At 63.9% G+C, this 14,875-nt stretch carries 12 protein-coding genes, 3 tRNA genes and 1 pseudogene; all 16 read left to right on the top strand.

What is annotated here, in order from left to right:
• Positions 1-2 precede the first annotated feature (2 nt).
• Positions 3-605 (top strand): annotated as a pseudogene (clpP, locus tag GMST_RS09025) (ATP-dependent Clp endopeptidase proteolytic subunit ClpP); the annotation flags it as partial.
• On the top strand, positions 602-1,855 hold the full coding sequence (clpX, locus tag GMST_RS09020) for an ATP-dependent Clp protease ATP-binding subunit ClpX (protein WP_183354309.1): 1,254 nt from the start codon (positions 602-604) through the stop codon (positions 1,853-1,855). The pseudogene clpP and the gene clpX, both read left to right, overlap by 4 nt.
• A 13-nt stretch (positions 1,856-1,868) precedes the next feature.
• The gene (gene lon, locus GMST_RS09015; protein ID WP_183354308.1) at positions 1,869-4,295 is read left to right on the top strand and encodes an endopeptidase La; all 2,427 of its coding nucleotides are present in this window, start codon (positions 1,869-1,871) and stop codon (positions 4,293-4,295) included.
• Positions 4,296-4,369: 74 nt separating this feature from the next.
• Complete coding sequence (locus GMST_RS09010) at positions 4,370-4,648, top strand: HU family DNA-binding protein (protein WP_183354307.1); 279 nt, start codon at positions 4,370-4,372, stop codon at positions 4,646-4,648.
• A gap of 35 nt (positions 4,649-4,683) precedes the next feature.
• A tRNA-Asp gene (locus GMST_RS09005) sits at positions 4,684-4,760 on the top strand.
• Positions 4,761-4,769: 9 nt separating this feature from the next.
• Positions 4,770-4,845: transfer RNA gene (locus GMST_RS09000), tRNA-Val, on the top strand.
• A 66-nt stretch (positions 4,846-4,911) separates the two neighbouring features.
• Positions 4,912-4,988 (top strand) — tRNA-Asp (locus tag GMST_RS08995).
• 203 nt (positions 4,989-5,191) lie between these two features.
• Positions 5,192-5,917: a polyprenol monophosphomannose synthase gene (locus tag GMST_RS08990; RefSeq protein WP_183354306.1), complete on the top strand. Its 726-nt coding sequence runs from the start codon at positions 5,192-5,194 to the stop codon at positions 5,915-5,917.
• Complete coding sequence (locus GMST_RS08985) at positions 5,917-6,102, top strand: hypothetical protein (RefSeq protein WP_183354305.1); 186 nt, start codon at positions 5,917-5,919, stop codon at positions 6,100-6,102. The genes GMST_RS08990 and GMST_RS08985 overlap by 1 nt, the downstream gene beginning before the upstream one ends.
• A gap of 150 nt (positions 6,103-6,252) precedes the next feature.
• A complete protein-coding gene (locus GMST_RS08980) occupies positions 6,253-7,458 on the top strand; it encodes a type II secretion system F family protein (protein ID WP_183354304.1) in 1,206 nt (401 codons plus the stop codon).
• 7 nt (positions 7,459-7,465) lie between these two features.
• Positions 7,466-9,187: a GspE/PulE family protein gene (locus GMST_RS08975; protein ID WP_183354303.1), complete on the top strand. Its 1,722-nt coding sequence runs from the start codon at positions 7,466-7,468 to the stop codon at positions 9,185-9,187.
• A gap of 8 nt (positions 9,188-9,195) precedes the next feature.
• Positions 9,196-10,113: a type IV pilus biogenesis protein PilM gene (gene pilM, locus GMST_RS08970; RefSeq protein WP_183354302.1), complete on the top strand. Its 918-nt coding sequence runs from the start codon at positions 9,196-9,198 to the stop codon at positions 10,111-10,113.
• On the top strand, positions 10,110-10,637 hold the full coding sequence (locus GMST_RS08965) for a PilN domain-containing protein (RefSeq protein ID WP_183354301.1): 528 nt from the start codon (positions 10,110-10,112) through the stop codon (positions 10,635-10,637). Before pilM ends, GMST_RS08965 begins: the two co-directional genes overlap by 4 nt.
• Positions 10,634-11,185, top strand: coding sequence for a type 4a pilus biogenesis protein PilO (pilO, locus tag GMST_RS08960; RefSeq protein WP_183354300.1), 552 nt, complete (start codon positions 10,634-10,636; stop codon positions 11,183-11,185). Before GMST_RS08965 ends, pilO begins: the two co-directional genes overlap by 4 nt.
• Positions 11,182-11,856, top strand: coding sequence for a type II secretion system protein PulP (locus GMST_RS08955; RefSeq protein ID WP_183354299.1), 675 nt, complete (start codon positions 11,182-11,184; stop codon positions 11,854-11,856). The genes pilO and GMST_RS08955 overlap by 4 nt, the downstream gene beginning before the upstream one ends.
• Positions 11,857-11,867: 11 nt before the next feature.
• Positions 11,868-14,858: a secretin GspD/PilQ domain-containing protein gene (locus GMST_RS08950; RefSeq protein ID WP_246399334.1), complete on the top strand. Its 2,991-nt coding sequence runs from the start codon at positions 11,868-11,870 to the stop codon at positions 14,856-14,858.
• Positions 14,859-14,875: the final 17 nt, after the last annotated feature.

Below are 14,875 nucleotides of genomic sequence, written 5' to 3'. Positions count from 1 at the left end.
GTCCCATGCTTGTACCTATAGTTGTGGAGCAGACCGGCCGCGGCGAGAGATCCTACGACATCTACTCCCGTCTCTTGAAGGACCGGATCATCTTCCTGGGCGGCCCCATCGACGACAACGTCGCCAACTTGGTCATCGCCCAGCTCCTGTTCCTGGAGGCCGAGGACCCGGACAAGGACATCCACCTCTACATCAACTCCCCGGGCGGGGTGGTCACGGCCGGCATGGCGATCTACGACACCATGCGCTACATCAAGGCGCCGGTTTCCACCATCTGCATCGGACAGGCGGCCTCCATGGGGGCCTTCCTGCTCTCCGGCGGCGAGAAGGGGAAACGCTTCGCCCTGGCCAACGCGCGGATCATGATCCACCAGCCGATCGGCGGCTTTCAGGGTCAGGCCTCGGACATCCACATCCACGCCAAGGAGATCCTGCGCATGAAGGTGCAGCTGAACGAACTCCTTGCCGAACATACCGGCCAGACGGTGGCCAAGGTCGAGGCCGACACCGAGCGCGACTACTTTATGTCGGGTGATGAGGCCAAGACATATGGTATTATAGATGCGATAGTGACCAGGAACGTGGTCACGGGAGGTGCCTCGTGAGCAGAAGAGACGACCGTAGCGACACCCTGATCTGTTCTTTTTGCGGCAAGAGCCAGGAAGAGGTTAAGAAGCTGATTGCCGGGCCGACGGTCTACATCTGCGACGAGTGCATCGAGCTGTGCAACGACATCATCGCGGAGGAGTCCAAGCTCGAAGACGCTTCCGGGACCGACGTGAAGAAGCTCCCCAAGCCGCAGGAGATCAAGGAAGTCCTGGACGAGTACGTGATCGGGCAGGCGCGGGCCAAAAAGGTCCTCGCCGTCGCCGTGTACAACCACTACAAGAGGGTCGAGGCGGTTACCAAGCCCGGTGACGTCGAGATGCAGAAGTCGAACATCCTGCTCCTGGGGCCGACCGGCAGCGGCAAGACCCTCCTGGCCCAGACCTTGGCACGCATCCTCAAGGTCCCCTTCGCCATGGCAGACGCCACGAACCTCACCGAGGCGGGCTACGTCGGCGAGGACGTCGAGAACATCATCCTGACCCTTCTGCAGAACGCCGACTACGACGTCGAGAAGGCCCAGAAGGGTATCATCTACATCGATGAGATCGACAAGATCGCCCGCAAGTCGGACTCCCCCTCCATCACCCGCGACGTCTCGGGCGAGGGGGTGCAGCAGGCGCTTTTGAAGATCATCGAAGGGACCATCGCGAGCGTTCCTCCCAAGGGCGGCCGCAAGCACCCGCAGCAGGAGTTCCTCAAGGTGGACACCACCAACATCCTGTTCATCTGCGGCGGCGCTTTCCCCGGTCTCGACAAGATCATCGAGCAGCGCATCGGCATCAAGACCCTGGGCTTCGGCGCGGACGTGAAGAAGAAGGTCGAGAAGAAGGCCGGCGAGCTCCTGGCCGGCGTGACCCCCGAGGACCTCTTGAAGTTCGGCTTCATTCCCGAGTTCGTCGGGCGTCTCCCGATGCTCGCCTCGCTCACCGAGCTGGACGAGGAGGCCATGGTACAGATCCTTAAGGAACCCAAGAACGCGCTCATCAAGCAGTACCAGAAGCTCTTCGAGATGGAGCACGTGAAACTTAAGTTCACCGACGGCTCGCTGATCGCCATCGCCCGCGAGGCGCTGAAGCGCAGGACCGGCGCCCGCGGCCTCCGTTCCATCCTGGAAAATGCCATGCTGGACATCATGTACGAGATCCCGTCCCAGGCGATGGTGAAGGAAGTGGTCATCTCCGACGAGGTGATCTACAACAAGGAAAAGCCGATCATCGTCTACGAAAGCGTGGCGGAAAGCGCCTAGCCTACAGGACCACATGACCAATCAAAAACGCACCACCGGCAGTCGCACAAAGAGGGGGAAACCGGAAAGGTTCCCTCTCTTTCCGTTACGGGACATCGTCATCTTCCCGCACATGGTGATTCCGCTTTTCGTGGGGCGCGAGAAGTCCGTGCTCGCCCTCGAGGCGGCCATGGCGGATCACGAGAAGCGGATCCTGCTCGCCACCCAGAAAGACGCCAAGACCGAGGAGCCCGGCCCGGAGGACATCTACCAGGTCGGCACCATCTGCCAGATCATCCAGCTCTTGAAACTGCCGGACGGCACTGTGAAGGTGCTGGTGGAAGGGAAGCAGCGTGGCCTGATCTCCGAGTTCATCCGTGAGGAGGAATTCTTCGAGGTCGAGGTGCGCGAGCTGGTGGAGCCTGCCGTGCAGGGGACCGAGAGCGAGGCTCTGAAGCGCGGGGTGCTCGCGAGCTTCGAGAGCTACGTCGGGCTCACCACCTCGGTCCCCGCGGAGGTGCTGCAGACCGTGACCGCGATAACCGAGCCGTCGCGGCTTGCGGACTCGATCGTGCCCCACCTGAGCCTCAATGTCCCCCAGAAGCAGGAACTCCTGGCCATCGACTCCCCGGCCAAGCGCATGGAGCGCCTTTTGGAGCTCATGGGGGCCGAGATCGAGATCCTGCAGATCGAAAAGAAGATCCACGCCCGGGTCAAGCAGCAGATGGAGAAGACCCAGAAGGATTACTACTTAAACGAGCAGATCAGGGCGATCCAGAAGGAATTGGGGGGTAAGGACGAGTTCAAACAGGAGCTGCGCGAACTGGAGGCGAAGGCCGCCAAGCTCGCGCTCCCCGAGGCGGCCCGCGACAAGGTGCTCGGCGAGATCAAGAAGCTCAGGCTCATGTCCCCCATGTCCGCCGAGTCGGCGGTCTTGAGAAACTACGTCGACTGGGTGTTGGCGCTTCCCTGGGGGGGCTACACCGAGGAGAAGGGGGACCTCGCCGCCGCCCGCGAGCGGCTCGACGCCGACCACTACGGCCTGGAGAAGGTGAAGCAGCGCATCCTCGAGTACCTCTGCGTGAACGCGCTGGTGCCCGGGCTCAAGGGGCCGATCCTCTGCCTGGTGGGGCCCCCGGGGGTGGGGAAGACCTCGCTGGCCCGCTCCATAGCCGAGGCGACCGGCCGCAGCTTCGTCAAGGTCTCCCTGGGCGGGGTGCGCGACGAGGCTGAGATCCGCGGCCACCGCCGCACCTACGTGGGCGCCATGCCGGGGCGCATCGTGCAGAGCCTCAAGAAGTGCAAAAGCTCGAACCCGGTGTTCCTTTTGGACGAGATCGACAAGATGACCTCCGACTTCCGCGGGGATCCCTCGGCCGCACTTCTCGAGGTGCTCGATCCCGAGCAGAACGCGACCTTCAACGACCACTTCCTGGACCTGGACTACGACCTCTCCCGGGTCATGTTCATCACCACGGCGAACTCCAGCCACTCGATCCCGCGGCCGCTTCTGGACCGCATGGAGATCGTCCGGATCGAGGGGTACACCGAGCTGGAAAAGCTCGCCATCGCCCGCCAGTACCTGGTTCCCAAGCAGGCCAAGCAAAACGGCGTGGCGGGGAAGGGGGGGAGCTTCACGGACGCGGCACTTTTGGAGATCATCCGCCGCTACACCCGCGAGGCCGGGGTGCGCACCCTGGAGCGGGAGATCGGTGCGGTCTGCCGCAAGATCGCCTTCGCCGCGGCCGGCGGGGTGAAGCCCAAGCGTCAGGTGCAGCCCAAGATGATCGCGGAGTACCTGGGCGTGCCGCGCTTCAAGCACGGGGTCGCCCCCGGCGAGGACGCGGTCGGCCTGGTGACCGGGCTTGCCTGGACCGAGGTGGGGGGGGAGCTGCTGAACATCGAGGTGGTGAGCCTCCCCGGCAAGGGGAAACTCACCGTGACCGGGAAGCTCGGCGAGGTGATGCAGGAGTCCGCGCAGGCGGCGATGACCTACGTGCGCAGCCGGGGAGAGCTTCTGGGTTTTGCCCGGGACTTTTACCAGAACCTGGACATCCACATCCACGTCCCGGAAGGGGCGATCCCCAAGGACGGCCCTTCGGCCGGCATCGCCATGGCCTGTGCGCTCACCTCCGCGCTCACCCGGCGCCCGGTGCGCCGCGACATCGCCATGACCGGCGAGGTCACCCTGCGCGGCACCGTGCTCCCCATTGGCGGGCTGAAGGAGAAGCTGCTCGCGGCGGGGCGCGGCGGGATCCGCACCGTCCTCATCCCGAAGGACAACGAGAAGGACCTGGTCGAGGTGCCCCAGGAGATCACGGCGGGGCTGGCTATCGTTGGCGTCGCGCATATGGACGAGGTGTTGAGCCACGCCCTGCTTGCCCAGGAGCCGCTTCCGGCCGGCGCGCTCTACGCGGAGCCCGCCCCGGCCGACGACAAAAATTTAGGGGCGCCGCATTAAAAAGTGGTTGACAGCTTCGACAGGGCTCTGGTATAAGGTTGCTTCACTTTGCGATGCAGTCTCAGGAGGGTTAGATGAACAAGGCAGAATTGGTAAACGCCATTGCCGAGCAGGCCAAGATCACCAAGGTTGACGCAGACAAGGCCCTCAATGGTCTTCTCGACGCGCTCACCAACTGCCTCGCCGCTGGCGACAAGCTGACCCTGGTAGGCTTCGGTACCTTCTCGGTCGCTTCCCGCGCCGCTCGTACCGGCCAAAATCCGCAGACCGGCAAGAAGATCGAAATTGCCGCCTCGGTGACCCCGAAGTTCAAGCCTGGTAACACCCTGAAGGCTGCAGTCAACGGGAAGTAAGCAGTAACCTACAGTAGCAGTTCGGATGCACATGCGGGGTTGTAGCTCAGTCGGTTAGAGTGCCAGCCTGTCACGCTGGAAGTCGCGGGTTCGAGCCCCGTCAACCCCGCCAACATACAATGGGTGAATAGCTCAGCTGGGAGAGCGCCAGCCTTACAAGCTGGATGTCGGGGGTTCGATCCCCTCTTCACCCACCAGTATGTGCTCCTTCAACATCGCGACCGATCCCCCCGGCCGGTCGCCTGCAGTGAACGGTTTCACAGGGGGTTGTAGCTCAGTCGGTTAGAGTGCCAGCCTGTCACGCTGGAAGTCGCGGGTTCGAGCCCCGTCAACCCCGCCATCGAAATGAAGAAGGCCGCCCGGTTTTGGGTGGCCTTTTTGCGTTGCCAGGCTGTCGGGTCGCGAGCCTGGCAGCTTGGCCCCTTTAGCTTGACTTGATTAACTCAAATCGTTTATCCTCACCGCTGTCCGAGCCTGCTGCGACGGGCGTAGCGGGGCCGCTGGTGCGCCGCTTCCTAACTCCTCAGGAAAAGTGAGTCTTCCTTGAAAGCTGTCGTAGTAATCCCAACCTACAACGAACGTGACAACCTGGAACGGCTGGCCGCCCAGGTCCTGGCCCAAGACCCCGGGATCCACCTCTTGGTGGTGGACGACAACTCGCCCGACGGCACCGGTGCGCTTGCCGACCGCCTTGCCGCTGAGACGGGCCGGGTGAGCGTCCTGCACCGCGCCGGGAAGCTGGGGCTCGGTTCGGCCTACCGCGAGGGGTTCCGCGTGGCGCTCGACCAGGGCGCCGATTACATCGTGCAGATGGATGCCGATTTCTCCCACGATCCCGCGATCCTGCCGCTTTTTTTCGAGAAGATGCGCGACTTCGACTTCGTGATCGGCTCGCGCTACCTGAACGGGGTGAGCGTGGTGAACTGGCCGCTGCGCCGCCTGATGCTGAGCTACTTCGCGAGCGTCTACACCCGGGTCATCACCGGGCTCACCATACGCGACTGCACTGCCGGCTTCAAGTGCTTCAGGCGCGCAGTCCTGGAGGCGATCGAACTGGAACAGGTCCGCTCCGACGGCTACTCCTTCCAGATCGAGATGAACTTCCGCTGCGTGGAGAAGGGGTTCACGGTCGCCGAGGTCCCCATCATCTTCATCGACCGCCACGCCGGCACCTCGAAGATGTCCAAGCGGATCGTGCGCGAGGCCGTGGTCATGGTCTGGAAACTGAAACTGGGCTCCCTGGCCCGCAAGCTCATGGGGAGGAGATGATGCTGAACAGCGCCTGGTCCGTCCTCTGCGTGGTCGGCGTGTGGGGGTTCGTCGCCGCCGTGGTCGGGCTCGTCCTGACCTCCTTTCCGGCCCGCGGCGTCTTCCTGTCCCGGCCCGCCCTCCGCTGGGGTGCTGCCGCCCTGGCCTTTTTTGTCCTGTGGTTGATCGGGATGTCCCACGCCTAAAACGGTTCCCGCGGGCAATTCTTTGCTGCGCCGACCCCGCCAGTTCTGGTCTCGGAGGCGATTCCCCGTTTCTGAGACTTGTTTGCACCACGTCATTGTTGACCGTTAACTGTTTCCATTCTTTCTCATTTGTGGTACTCATATGGTCTAATGTCCATTTATACCTGCAAGATAGGCTCGTCGGACGGCAAGATCGTCGTCAAGGAGTTTGACGCCGTCAACTCCAGGATCCTCAGGCAGACCCTCGAGGATCAGGGCTATGTTGTGTTCGAACTGCGCAAGAAGCCGCTGCAGTTCTTGATGGAATCGGGCCTTGGACGCAAGAAGATCGGCAACAAGGAGCTTTTGATGTTCAACCAGGAGCTCCTGGTGCTCCTGAAAGCCGGTCTCCCCATCCTGCAGGCGCTGGACACCATCCTGGAATCCGGCACCGGAAAGCTCCAGGACGTCCTGGCCACCGTGCGCGAGGACGTCAAGGGGGGGATGGCCTTCTCGCAGGCCTTCGAGAAGTACCCCCGGATCTTCCCGCACCTCTACATCGCCTCAATCCAGGCCGGCGAACGTACCGGCGACCTGCCGCAGACCATCAGGCGCTACATCGCCTACCTGAAGCGGACCGAGGGGTTCCGCAGCAAGATCGTCACGGCGCTCTTCTACCCGGCGATCCTGGTCTCGGTGGCGGCCATCGCCGTTTCCGTGCTCCTCATCTACGTGGTGCCGACCTTCAGCAAGATCTATACGGATTCGGGGGCCGCGCTGCCGCTCCCCACCCAGATGCTGATCAGCTTCACCACGTTCCTGCGCAGCTATCTTATCGTCTTCATCGCTGCCGCCGTTGCCGCCGGAACCGCCTTCAGGCGCTGGAAGGAGACCGAGTCCGGCCGCTTCACCGTCGACGCCCTGAAGATCAAGCTCCCCTTGGTGGGGCCGGTCTTAAGCCGCTACGCGGTCTCCGGCTTTACCCGCACCCTCGGGACCGTGCTCGGCTCCGGGATACCGATCGTCGAGTCGCTGCGCATGTCGGTGGGGACCCTGAACAACAAGGTCATGGAGCGGGCGCTTTTGGCGGCCGTGGTCCGTGTCGAGGAGGGGAGCAAGCTGTCGAGCGCCCTGGAGAGCATCAAGCTCATGCCCCCCCTGGCCTTGCGCATGCTGTCGGTCGGCGAGACCACCGGCTCCCTCGAGGAGATGCTTTCGGATATCTCCGACTACTTCGAGGAGGAGATCGAGCGCAACCTCTCGGTGCTCACCACGGCCATCGAGCCGGCCATTATGGTCACCATGGGGTTCGTCATCGGCGTCATCATCATCTGCATGTACCTGCCGATCTTCAAGATCGCCGGTACCGTAGGATAGGGTCGACATGCTCAAACCGTTCCGCAGGAAAAAACTGGGCGACATCCTTTTCGAGATGGGCGCGATCACGGCCGACCAGATGGCCTACGCCCTGGACAAGCAGCAGACCAACCGGGAGCGCTTTGGCGCCATCTGCCTGGGGGACGGTCTCATAAGCGACGTGGCGCTGGCCCGGGCGCTCGCCGAGCAGTTCGGCCTCGAGTTCGTGGACCTGAAGGGGTTCCGCCCCGACGAGGCGATCTTCGCGGCCATCCCGCCGGACACCATGTACCGCTACCAGTTCATCCCGCTGGAGCTGAAAGGCGACCTCCTGGTCGCGGCCATCTCGGATCCCACCGCGGTCTTGAGGCTGGACGAGATGTCGCTCATCCTGGAGCGCCCCCTTGTCTTCAAGGTGGCGGCGGAAAGCGAGATCGCCTACCACCTAAAGCGCGGCGAGGGGGCCAGCCGGGTCCTCAAGGAGGTCTCCGAGGACTTCATGCTGCAGCTGGTCACCGAGACCGAGAAGGGGGAGGAGGTCCTCTCGGTGGAGAACGTCTCCGCCGACACGAGCCCCATCATCAAGCTGGTGAACTCCACCATCCTGGACGCGCTCACCAGAAGAACCAGCGATATCCACATCGAGACCACCCAGGAAGGGGTGATCATCAAGTACCGCATCGACGGCGTGCTCTACAAGGCGACCGACCCGATCGACGCCCACTTCCAGGGGCCGCTCATCTCGCGCCTCAAGGTCATGAGCGAGCTCGACATCTCGGAGCGCCGCATCCCGCAGGACGGCCGCTTCAAGGTGCGCATCGGTGCGAAGTCCATCGACTTCCGTGTCTCCATCATGCCGAGCGCCTTCGGCGAGGATGCGGTCATCCGTATCCTCGACAAGGAGTCCATCGCGAGCGATCTTAGGGGGCTCACCCTCGAGACCCTGGGGATGGAGGGGCACGAGGTCAAGCGCTTAAGGAAGATGATCCGCGAGCCCTACGGCATGGTGCTGGTCACCGGCCCGACCGGTTCCGGCAAGACCACCACGCTCTACGGCGCGCTCACCGAGATCCACACCGGCGAGGAGAAGATCATCACCATCGAGGACCCGGTCGAGTACGTCTTGAACGGCATCACCCAGATCCCGGTGAACGAGAAGAAGGGGCTCACCTTCGCCCGCGGTCTGCGCTCCATCCTGCGTCACGACCCGGACAAGATCATGGTCGGCGAGATCCGCGACTCGGAGACCGCCCAGATCGCGGTGCAGTCGGCCCTCACCGGTCACCTGGTCTTCACCACGGTGCACGCCAACAACGTCTTCGACGTGATCGGCCGCTTCACCCACATGGGGATCGACCCCTACAACTTCGTGGCCTGCCTTAACTGCGTCATGGCCCAGCGACTGGTCAGGAAGGTCTGCCCGCACTGTAAAAGAGTCGTGGTACACTCCGACGAGCAGCTGCGCGAGTCGGCCATCGAGCCCGAGCGGACCCGGGGGGTGACACTCTACGAGGCGGTGGGGTGCGAGGAGTGCAACGGCACCGGCTACCGGGGGCGCTCGGCGATCGTGGAACTTCTCGACCTAAACGACGAGATCCGTGAGCTCATCATCAACAAGGCCCCCATCGCCGCCCTGAAGAAGGCGGCGCGCCAGGCGGGGACCTCGTTCCTGAGGGAGTCGGCGGTGGCCAAGGTGCTGGCCGGCGAGACGACCTTGAAGGAAATAAACCGCGTCACCTTCGTGGAGTAGGTGCCTCTATGCTTTTTGCCAAACATGCACTGGGACTGGAGATAGCGGCGGACGGCATCAAGTTCGCGCAGCTTGCCGGGGGAAAGGCGCCCAGGCTCGAGGCGGGGCTTGTCGCCCCCTTTGCGCCGGGCACCGTCCAGCTCTCCCGCCGCGAGCCCAACGTCCAAAACGCAGCGGCCTTCATGTCCCAGGTACGCGAGGCGCACCTGCGCCTTTTGACCAAGGAGAAGACGGTCTCGGTGTCGCTCCCCGACGCGACCGGCCGCGTGGTGCTCCTCGACCTCGAGGCCCGCTTCAAAAACCGCGATGAGGGGCTCGACATCATCCGCTGGAAACTCAAGAAGAGCCTCCCCTTCGACGTGAGCCAGGTGCACCTCGACTACCAGCTTTTGGGCGAGAAGGAGAACGGAGCGGTATCGCTTCTGGTATCCTTGATCTCCCGGCCGGTGGTGACCCAGTACGAGGAGCTCCTCCTGGGGGCGGGGCTGGAGCCCAAGTACCTCGACTTCGCCTCCTTCAACCTGTACCGGCTCTTCGAGCCCAGGCTCGGCATGGCCGACAACGGCGCCTTCGTCACCTTCTACGGCGGTGCCATGACCGTGCTCATCTTCTACGGCGGTGTGCTCTCCTTCTACCGCTCCAAGGAGACCGTGGGGGACGCCCAGAACCTGTACCGCGAGGTGAACAGCTCGTTTTTGGTCTACAACGACCGCTCGCCCGGGCAGGCGGTGACCGAGGTGTTCTGCATGGCCCCCGCCGGCGAGGCCGAGTCGTTCCGCGCCCTGGTCGCCGAGGCATGCGGCCTGGAGCCGGTGCTGCTCGACCTGGAGCGCATGGTCACCCTGGGAAGCGGCCTCACCATGGAACGCGGCACGCTGCATTCCCTGGCCGGCGCGCTCGGGGCTGCCTTTAGGAGCCTGGCATGAAACTGACCACCAACCTCGCCACCAGGCGCTACATCAACCAGCGTCAGCTCGACGGGGCGCTCATCGCCGCCTTGGTCCTCATGCTGGTACTGGCGGGCTACCAGGTAGCCGGCCTGGCCCAGAACCAGGCGGAACTCGGCCGGTTGAGCGCACCGAGCCTCAAGACCGGCGGCCCGAGCTCCCCCAAGCTGAGCGAGGCGCAGCTCAAGGCCCAGGCGCGCCAGGTCGAGTTCGCCAACCAGCTCATCGAGATGAAGACCGTCGACTGGCTTGCGCTTTTGAACCGCCTCGAGGAGGTGGTGCCCGCCGGGGTGAGCCTGACCGAGATCGCGCCGGAGCGGAACCGGGCCCTCAGGATCGGCGGGGTGGTCAAGAGCTTCGCCGCGCTGCGCAGCTTCATGGAGAACCTGGAGCGCTCGCGCGGCTTCACCGAAGTCTTCCTGTTGAACCAGCATGATGCCAAAGTCGGCTTGACCCAGGAGGCGATCACCTTCGAAATCAGCTGCAAGGTTGCCCCGCTATGAACGTCGACGTGATCAAGGACATCTACGCGCAAAGGCGCCGGGTCTTCGGACTGATCTTCTTCCTGCTGCTCGCGAACCTGGTCATCGCGGTCTACGTGGCGCAGTGGCAGAAGCCGCAGCTCGCCAAGGCGACCCTCGACTGGACTGCCCGGCAGCAGGCGGCCCTGAAGGGGGCGGACCGCGGCGAGGGGGCACGCTTCAGGGACAACGAACGCGACCTCGCCGCCTTCAGAGAGCGCCTGATCGCGAAGCAGGACTTCGCTGCCTTCCTGAGCGACCTCTTCGGCATGGCCAAGGCCAACTCGCTCAGCATAAAGGGGATCGGCTACAAGCCCGGCGCCGTCAAGGATCAGCCCCTGGTGGCCTACACCATCGAGTTCAACCTGACCGGCAAGTACGGCGGCGTGAAGGGGTTCATCGCAGACCTGGCCCGCTACCCGAAGCTCGTGGCGCTCAATTCGCTCACCCTGGGTAACGCCAGCAAGACCGAGGAGCTGGTCGATCTCAAGGTGCAGCTCACCGTGTACCTCAAGACGGAGGGGGCATGAACCGCCAGAAACTGATACTCTGCCTCCTGCTCGCCATGCTGGCGGCGGCGATCGGCTACGGTTTCCTGCGCAGCCCGAAGCAAGAGCGGGTCGCCGCGCTCACCTACCGCTCCGGGGTGCCGGCTGGGCCGCGCAAACCGACCGTGGCGCCGCCACGCCCCGCCCCCGGCGCCCCGGCGCCTGCAGCGAGCCAAAGCCAGGTGCACCTGGCACTTTTGAACCAGGAACGCGGCCACTATGCCGGTTACCGGCGCAACCTGTTCAGCCCGATCTTCAAGGAAGAGGTGAAACTCCCTCCCTTCAAGCCGGTGCCGGTCCCGCTGCCCTTGCCGCCCAGGCCGGCAGCCGTCCCGCCGCCCTTGTCGGCCCCGCCCGCGGCGCCTCCGCCTCCTCCGCCTCCCAGCGAGGAGGACCTGATCGCCCGGGAGATGGCGAAATTCACCTTCCTGGGCTTTCTCAAGAAGGGGGATGAACGGACGGTGTTTCTCTCCAAGGACCGCGAGATCTTCCTTGCCAAGCGGGGGAGCACCCTCGCGGGCAAATACCAGGTTTCCGGGCTCACTGAAGACGCCATCACCATCAAATCGCTGGCTGGGGGGAAGGAACTCGTCATTCCGCTTGTAGAAAACAGGTCGCTCGTGCGCCGCGGCCCCAGTACACGCAACCCTTAAGGAGCAACAGCATGCATGGCATAAAACCGATCTGCACCCTGATTCTGGCGACGCTGCTTCTCTCCGGTTGTACGGCCGGGCGCACCGCCTTCAGCAAGGCACAGAAACTGGAGAGCGATGGCAACATCGACGCTGCCTTGGTGAAGTATGCGGAAGTTGCCACGGCAAATCCCGATGTGGCTGAGTACCGGGTGGCCTTCCTTAAGGCGAGCGAGACGGCGGCGCGCTTTCACTTCAGGAAGGCCGAAGCCTTCTACGCCCAGAAGAACTACGACGAGGCCCTCAGGGAATACCAGAGCGCCTACGCCATCGATCCGACCAACCAGCTCGCCAAGCAGCAGGCGGACCTGCTCGTCAAGCTGCGTAACGCCCAGACCTACTACCAGGAAGGGCAGGGGCTGGAGAAGGACCGCAAGACCCGCGAGGCGGTGCTGGCCTACCGGCACGCCCTGGAGTTCGATCCCGGCAACCGGGAGATCAAGGAGGCCCTGGAGCGTCTGGTTGCGGTCAAAAAGAACAAGCTGGACGGCTACGAGCTGAACCTCAAGTCCAACAAGCCGATCACCCTCAAGTTCAAGGACGCCAAGCTCAAGGAGATCTTCAACATCCTGACCCAGCTCTCCGGTATCAACTTCGTCTTCGACGATGCGGTGAAGGACGTGAACCTCTCGCTGTACCTTGAGAACGCCTCCTTCCAGCAGGCCATGGAGATCATCACCGGGATGCAGAAGCTCGGGAAGAAGGTGCTGAACGAAAGCACCATCATCCTGTTCCCGAAGTCGCCCGACAAGCTCAAGCAGTACGAGGAGCTCTTCGTGCAGACCTTCTACCTGAACAAACTGGACGCGAAGAAAGCGGTGAACCTGATCCGCACCATGCTGCAGGTGAAGAAGATCTACGTGAACGAGGAGCTGAACGCGCTGGTCCTGCGCGACACCCCGGAGGTGATCGAGGTCGCCCGCAAGATCCTGGAGGCGAACGACGTGCCCGATGCCGAGGTGCTCCTCGACGTCGAGGTGTTCGAGCTTTCGAAATCCAATGCCGAGACCTTCGGCCTGGCGCTCTCCAAGTACGCGACCTCGATGGGGGTCACCGGTCCGTTAAGCGGTAGCGTCGCCGCCGGCTCGTCGCCGTTTCTGACCGACTCGCTGTCGTCGACCACCACGACCAGTACCTCGACCACGACTTCCACCTCCACCCAACCCGTTACCATCAGCAACCTGTTGAGTTTCTGGGGCTACCGCGGTTACAACGGCTACCTGACGGTGCCGACTGCCACCTTCAACTTCGGCAAGACCCTCTCCAACGGCGAGACCCTCTCCAACCCGAAGATCCGGGTGAAAAACCGGGAGAAGGCGAAGTTCAACGTCGGCACCAGGGTCCCGATCACCACCACCTCCTCTCCCACGGGGGGCGGGGTGAGCGTGAACGTGCAGTACGTCGACGTCGGCGTGAAGGTAAACGCCGAGCCGACCATCCAGCTTAACAACGAGGTCTCCATCAAGCTTGGGCTCGAGGTGAGCTCCATTCTGCAGAAAGATACCATCGGCACCGACCAGGCGACCACGGTGGTCACCATCGGTACCCGCAACCTCGACACCGTCCTGTCGTTGAAGGACGGCGAGACCAGCATCATCGGCGGACTGATGCAGAAGTCGTCGACCGACTCGAAGAACAAGGTCTTCCTTTTGGGCGACATCCCCGTCCTGGGTTCGCTGTTCACCAACACCAACGACTCCAAGGACAAAAAGGAGCTCCTGCTTGCCATCACCCCGCGCATCGTGCGCAGCGTGACGGTGCCTGAGAACGATGTCGCCGCCTTCTGGTCCGGGCGTGAGGACGAACCGTCGCCCAGCAAGCCGTACTCCTCGTTCAACCAGGAGCCGGAGCTTGCCTCTGCGCCGGCTGAGCCCGGCGTTCCCGGCCCTGCAGCCGTCGGGCTCGGGAGTGCCTCGGGTACCTCCCCGGTGACCCGCCGCGGCAGCGCTGGCATTTTCAGACCCGCTCCGGCCCCCCCCGCACCTGCCGCTGCTCCCGCTGCTCCGGCCGGCCAGGCCGTACCCGCAGCGACCCCGAGTGCCGCTGCGGAACCGGTTCCTGACGCCGCTGCTGTTCCGGAGGCTGCTGCCGGTGTTTCGGCCGCCCCGGTCGCCCCGGTGACTCCGATTGTCCCGGTTGCTCCGGCTCCCGCTGTGCCGACGCCGGGAGCGGCACCCGGAGTGGGCAGGATCATCCCCGCACCGCCTGCGCCTAATGTCCCGGTCCCTCCGGCACCCTCGACGACAGCTGCAGCTCCGGTCCAGGGCGCTCAGGGAACCCCGGCTGCGGCTACTCCGTCTCCGTCGGCAGTGCCCCCGGCTCCGGCCGCAGCGATTCCGGCGCCCGCACCAGTTGCTCCGGTTCCCGTCGTTCCGGCACCGGTTGTACCGGTTCCGGCTCCGACCGCGGTCGCTCCGGCTCCGGCCCAGACCGCTCAGGCAGTTCCCCCCGCTCCGGCTCCGGTTCCGGGCGGCGCGCCCGCGGTTGCCGCCCCCCCGGCGCCGGCCCCCGCCGCTCCGGCCCCCCCGGCGCGCCGGCAGGCGGCCAGCGGCGTCCCCGTCGCGCTCAAGCTGGATGCGCCCGCGTCGGTCAAGGTGCAGGATCAGTTCACCGTGCAGATCAACGAGACCGGTGCTGCCGATCTCTACTCGTCGGTGTTCGTGGTCAACTACCCGGCGAACCTCGAAGTAGCCACCCAGGCTGAAGGTGCCCTTCTCAAGCAAAACGGGGTCGGTACGGTCTTCCAGACCTTCAACGACAAGAAAAAGGGACAGCTCTGGGTCTCCTTAAGCCGCGCGGCCGGCACCCAGGGAGCCACCGGCAGCGGCACCCTGGCGACCGTCACCTTCAAGGCGCTGGAAAAAGGGAGCGCCACGCTCAGCGTCGGCAACACCAACTTCTCCAACAAGGCAGGGCAGCCGTTCATCGTGAACAGCTCGGTTGCCGTAGTGGAGGTAAAATAGCCCCGGCTGGGCGCGCG

The organism is Geomonas silvestris (assembly GCF_014193515.1).
Lineage (GTDB): Bacteria > Desulfobacterota > Desulfuromonadia > Geobacterales > Geobacteraceae > Geomonas > Geomonas silvestris.
This window is presented reverse-complemented; position numbering and strand designations above follow the sequence as displayed.

Coding starts and splice junctions, on each gene's coding strand:
- lon (WP_183354308.1), top strand. CDS start 1,869: ATGACCAATCAAAAACGCACCACCGGCAGTCGCACAAAGAGGGGGAAA.
- GMST_RS09010 (WP_183354307.1), top strand. CDS start 4,370: ATGAACAAGGCAGAATTGGTAAACGCCATTGCCGAGCAGGCCAAGATC.
- GMST_RS08985 (WP_183354305.1), top strand. CDS start 5,917: ATGCTGAACAGCGCCTGGTCCGTCCTCTGCGTGGTCGGCGTGTGGGGG.
- GMST_RS08980 (WP_183354304.1), top strand. CDS start 6,253: ATGTCCATTTATACCTGCAAGATAGGCTCGTCGGACGGCAAGATCGTC.
- GMST_RS08975 (WP_183354303.1), top strand. CDS start 7,466: ATGCTCAAACCGTTCCGCAGGAAAAAACTGGGCGACATCCTTTTCGAG.
- pilM (WP_183354302.1), top strand. CDS start 9,196: ATGCTTTTTGCCAAACATGCACTGGGACTGGAGATAGCGGCGGACGGC.
- GMST_RS08965 (WP_183354301.1), top strand. CDS start 10,110: ATGAAACTGACCACCAACCTCGCCACCAGGCGCTACATCAACCAGCGT.
- pilO (WP_183354300.1), top strand. CDS start 10,634: ATGAACGTCGACGTGATCAAGGACATCTACGCGCAAAGGCGCCGGGTC.
- GMST_RS08955 (WP_183354299.1), top strand. CDS start 11,182: ATGAACCGCCAGAAACTGATACTCTGCCTCCTGCTCGCCATGCTGGCG.
- GMST_RS08950 (WP_246399334.1), top strand. CDS start 11,868: ATGCATGGCATAAAACCGATCTGCACCCTGATTCTGGCGACGCTGCTT.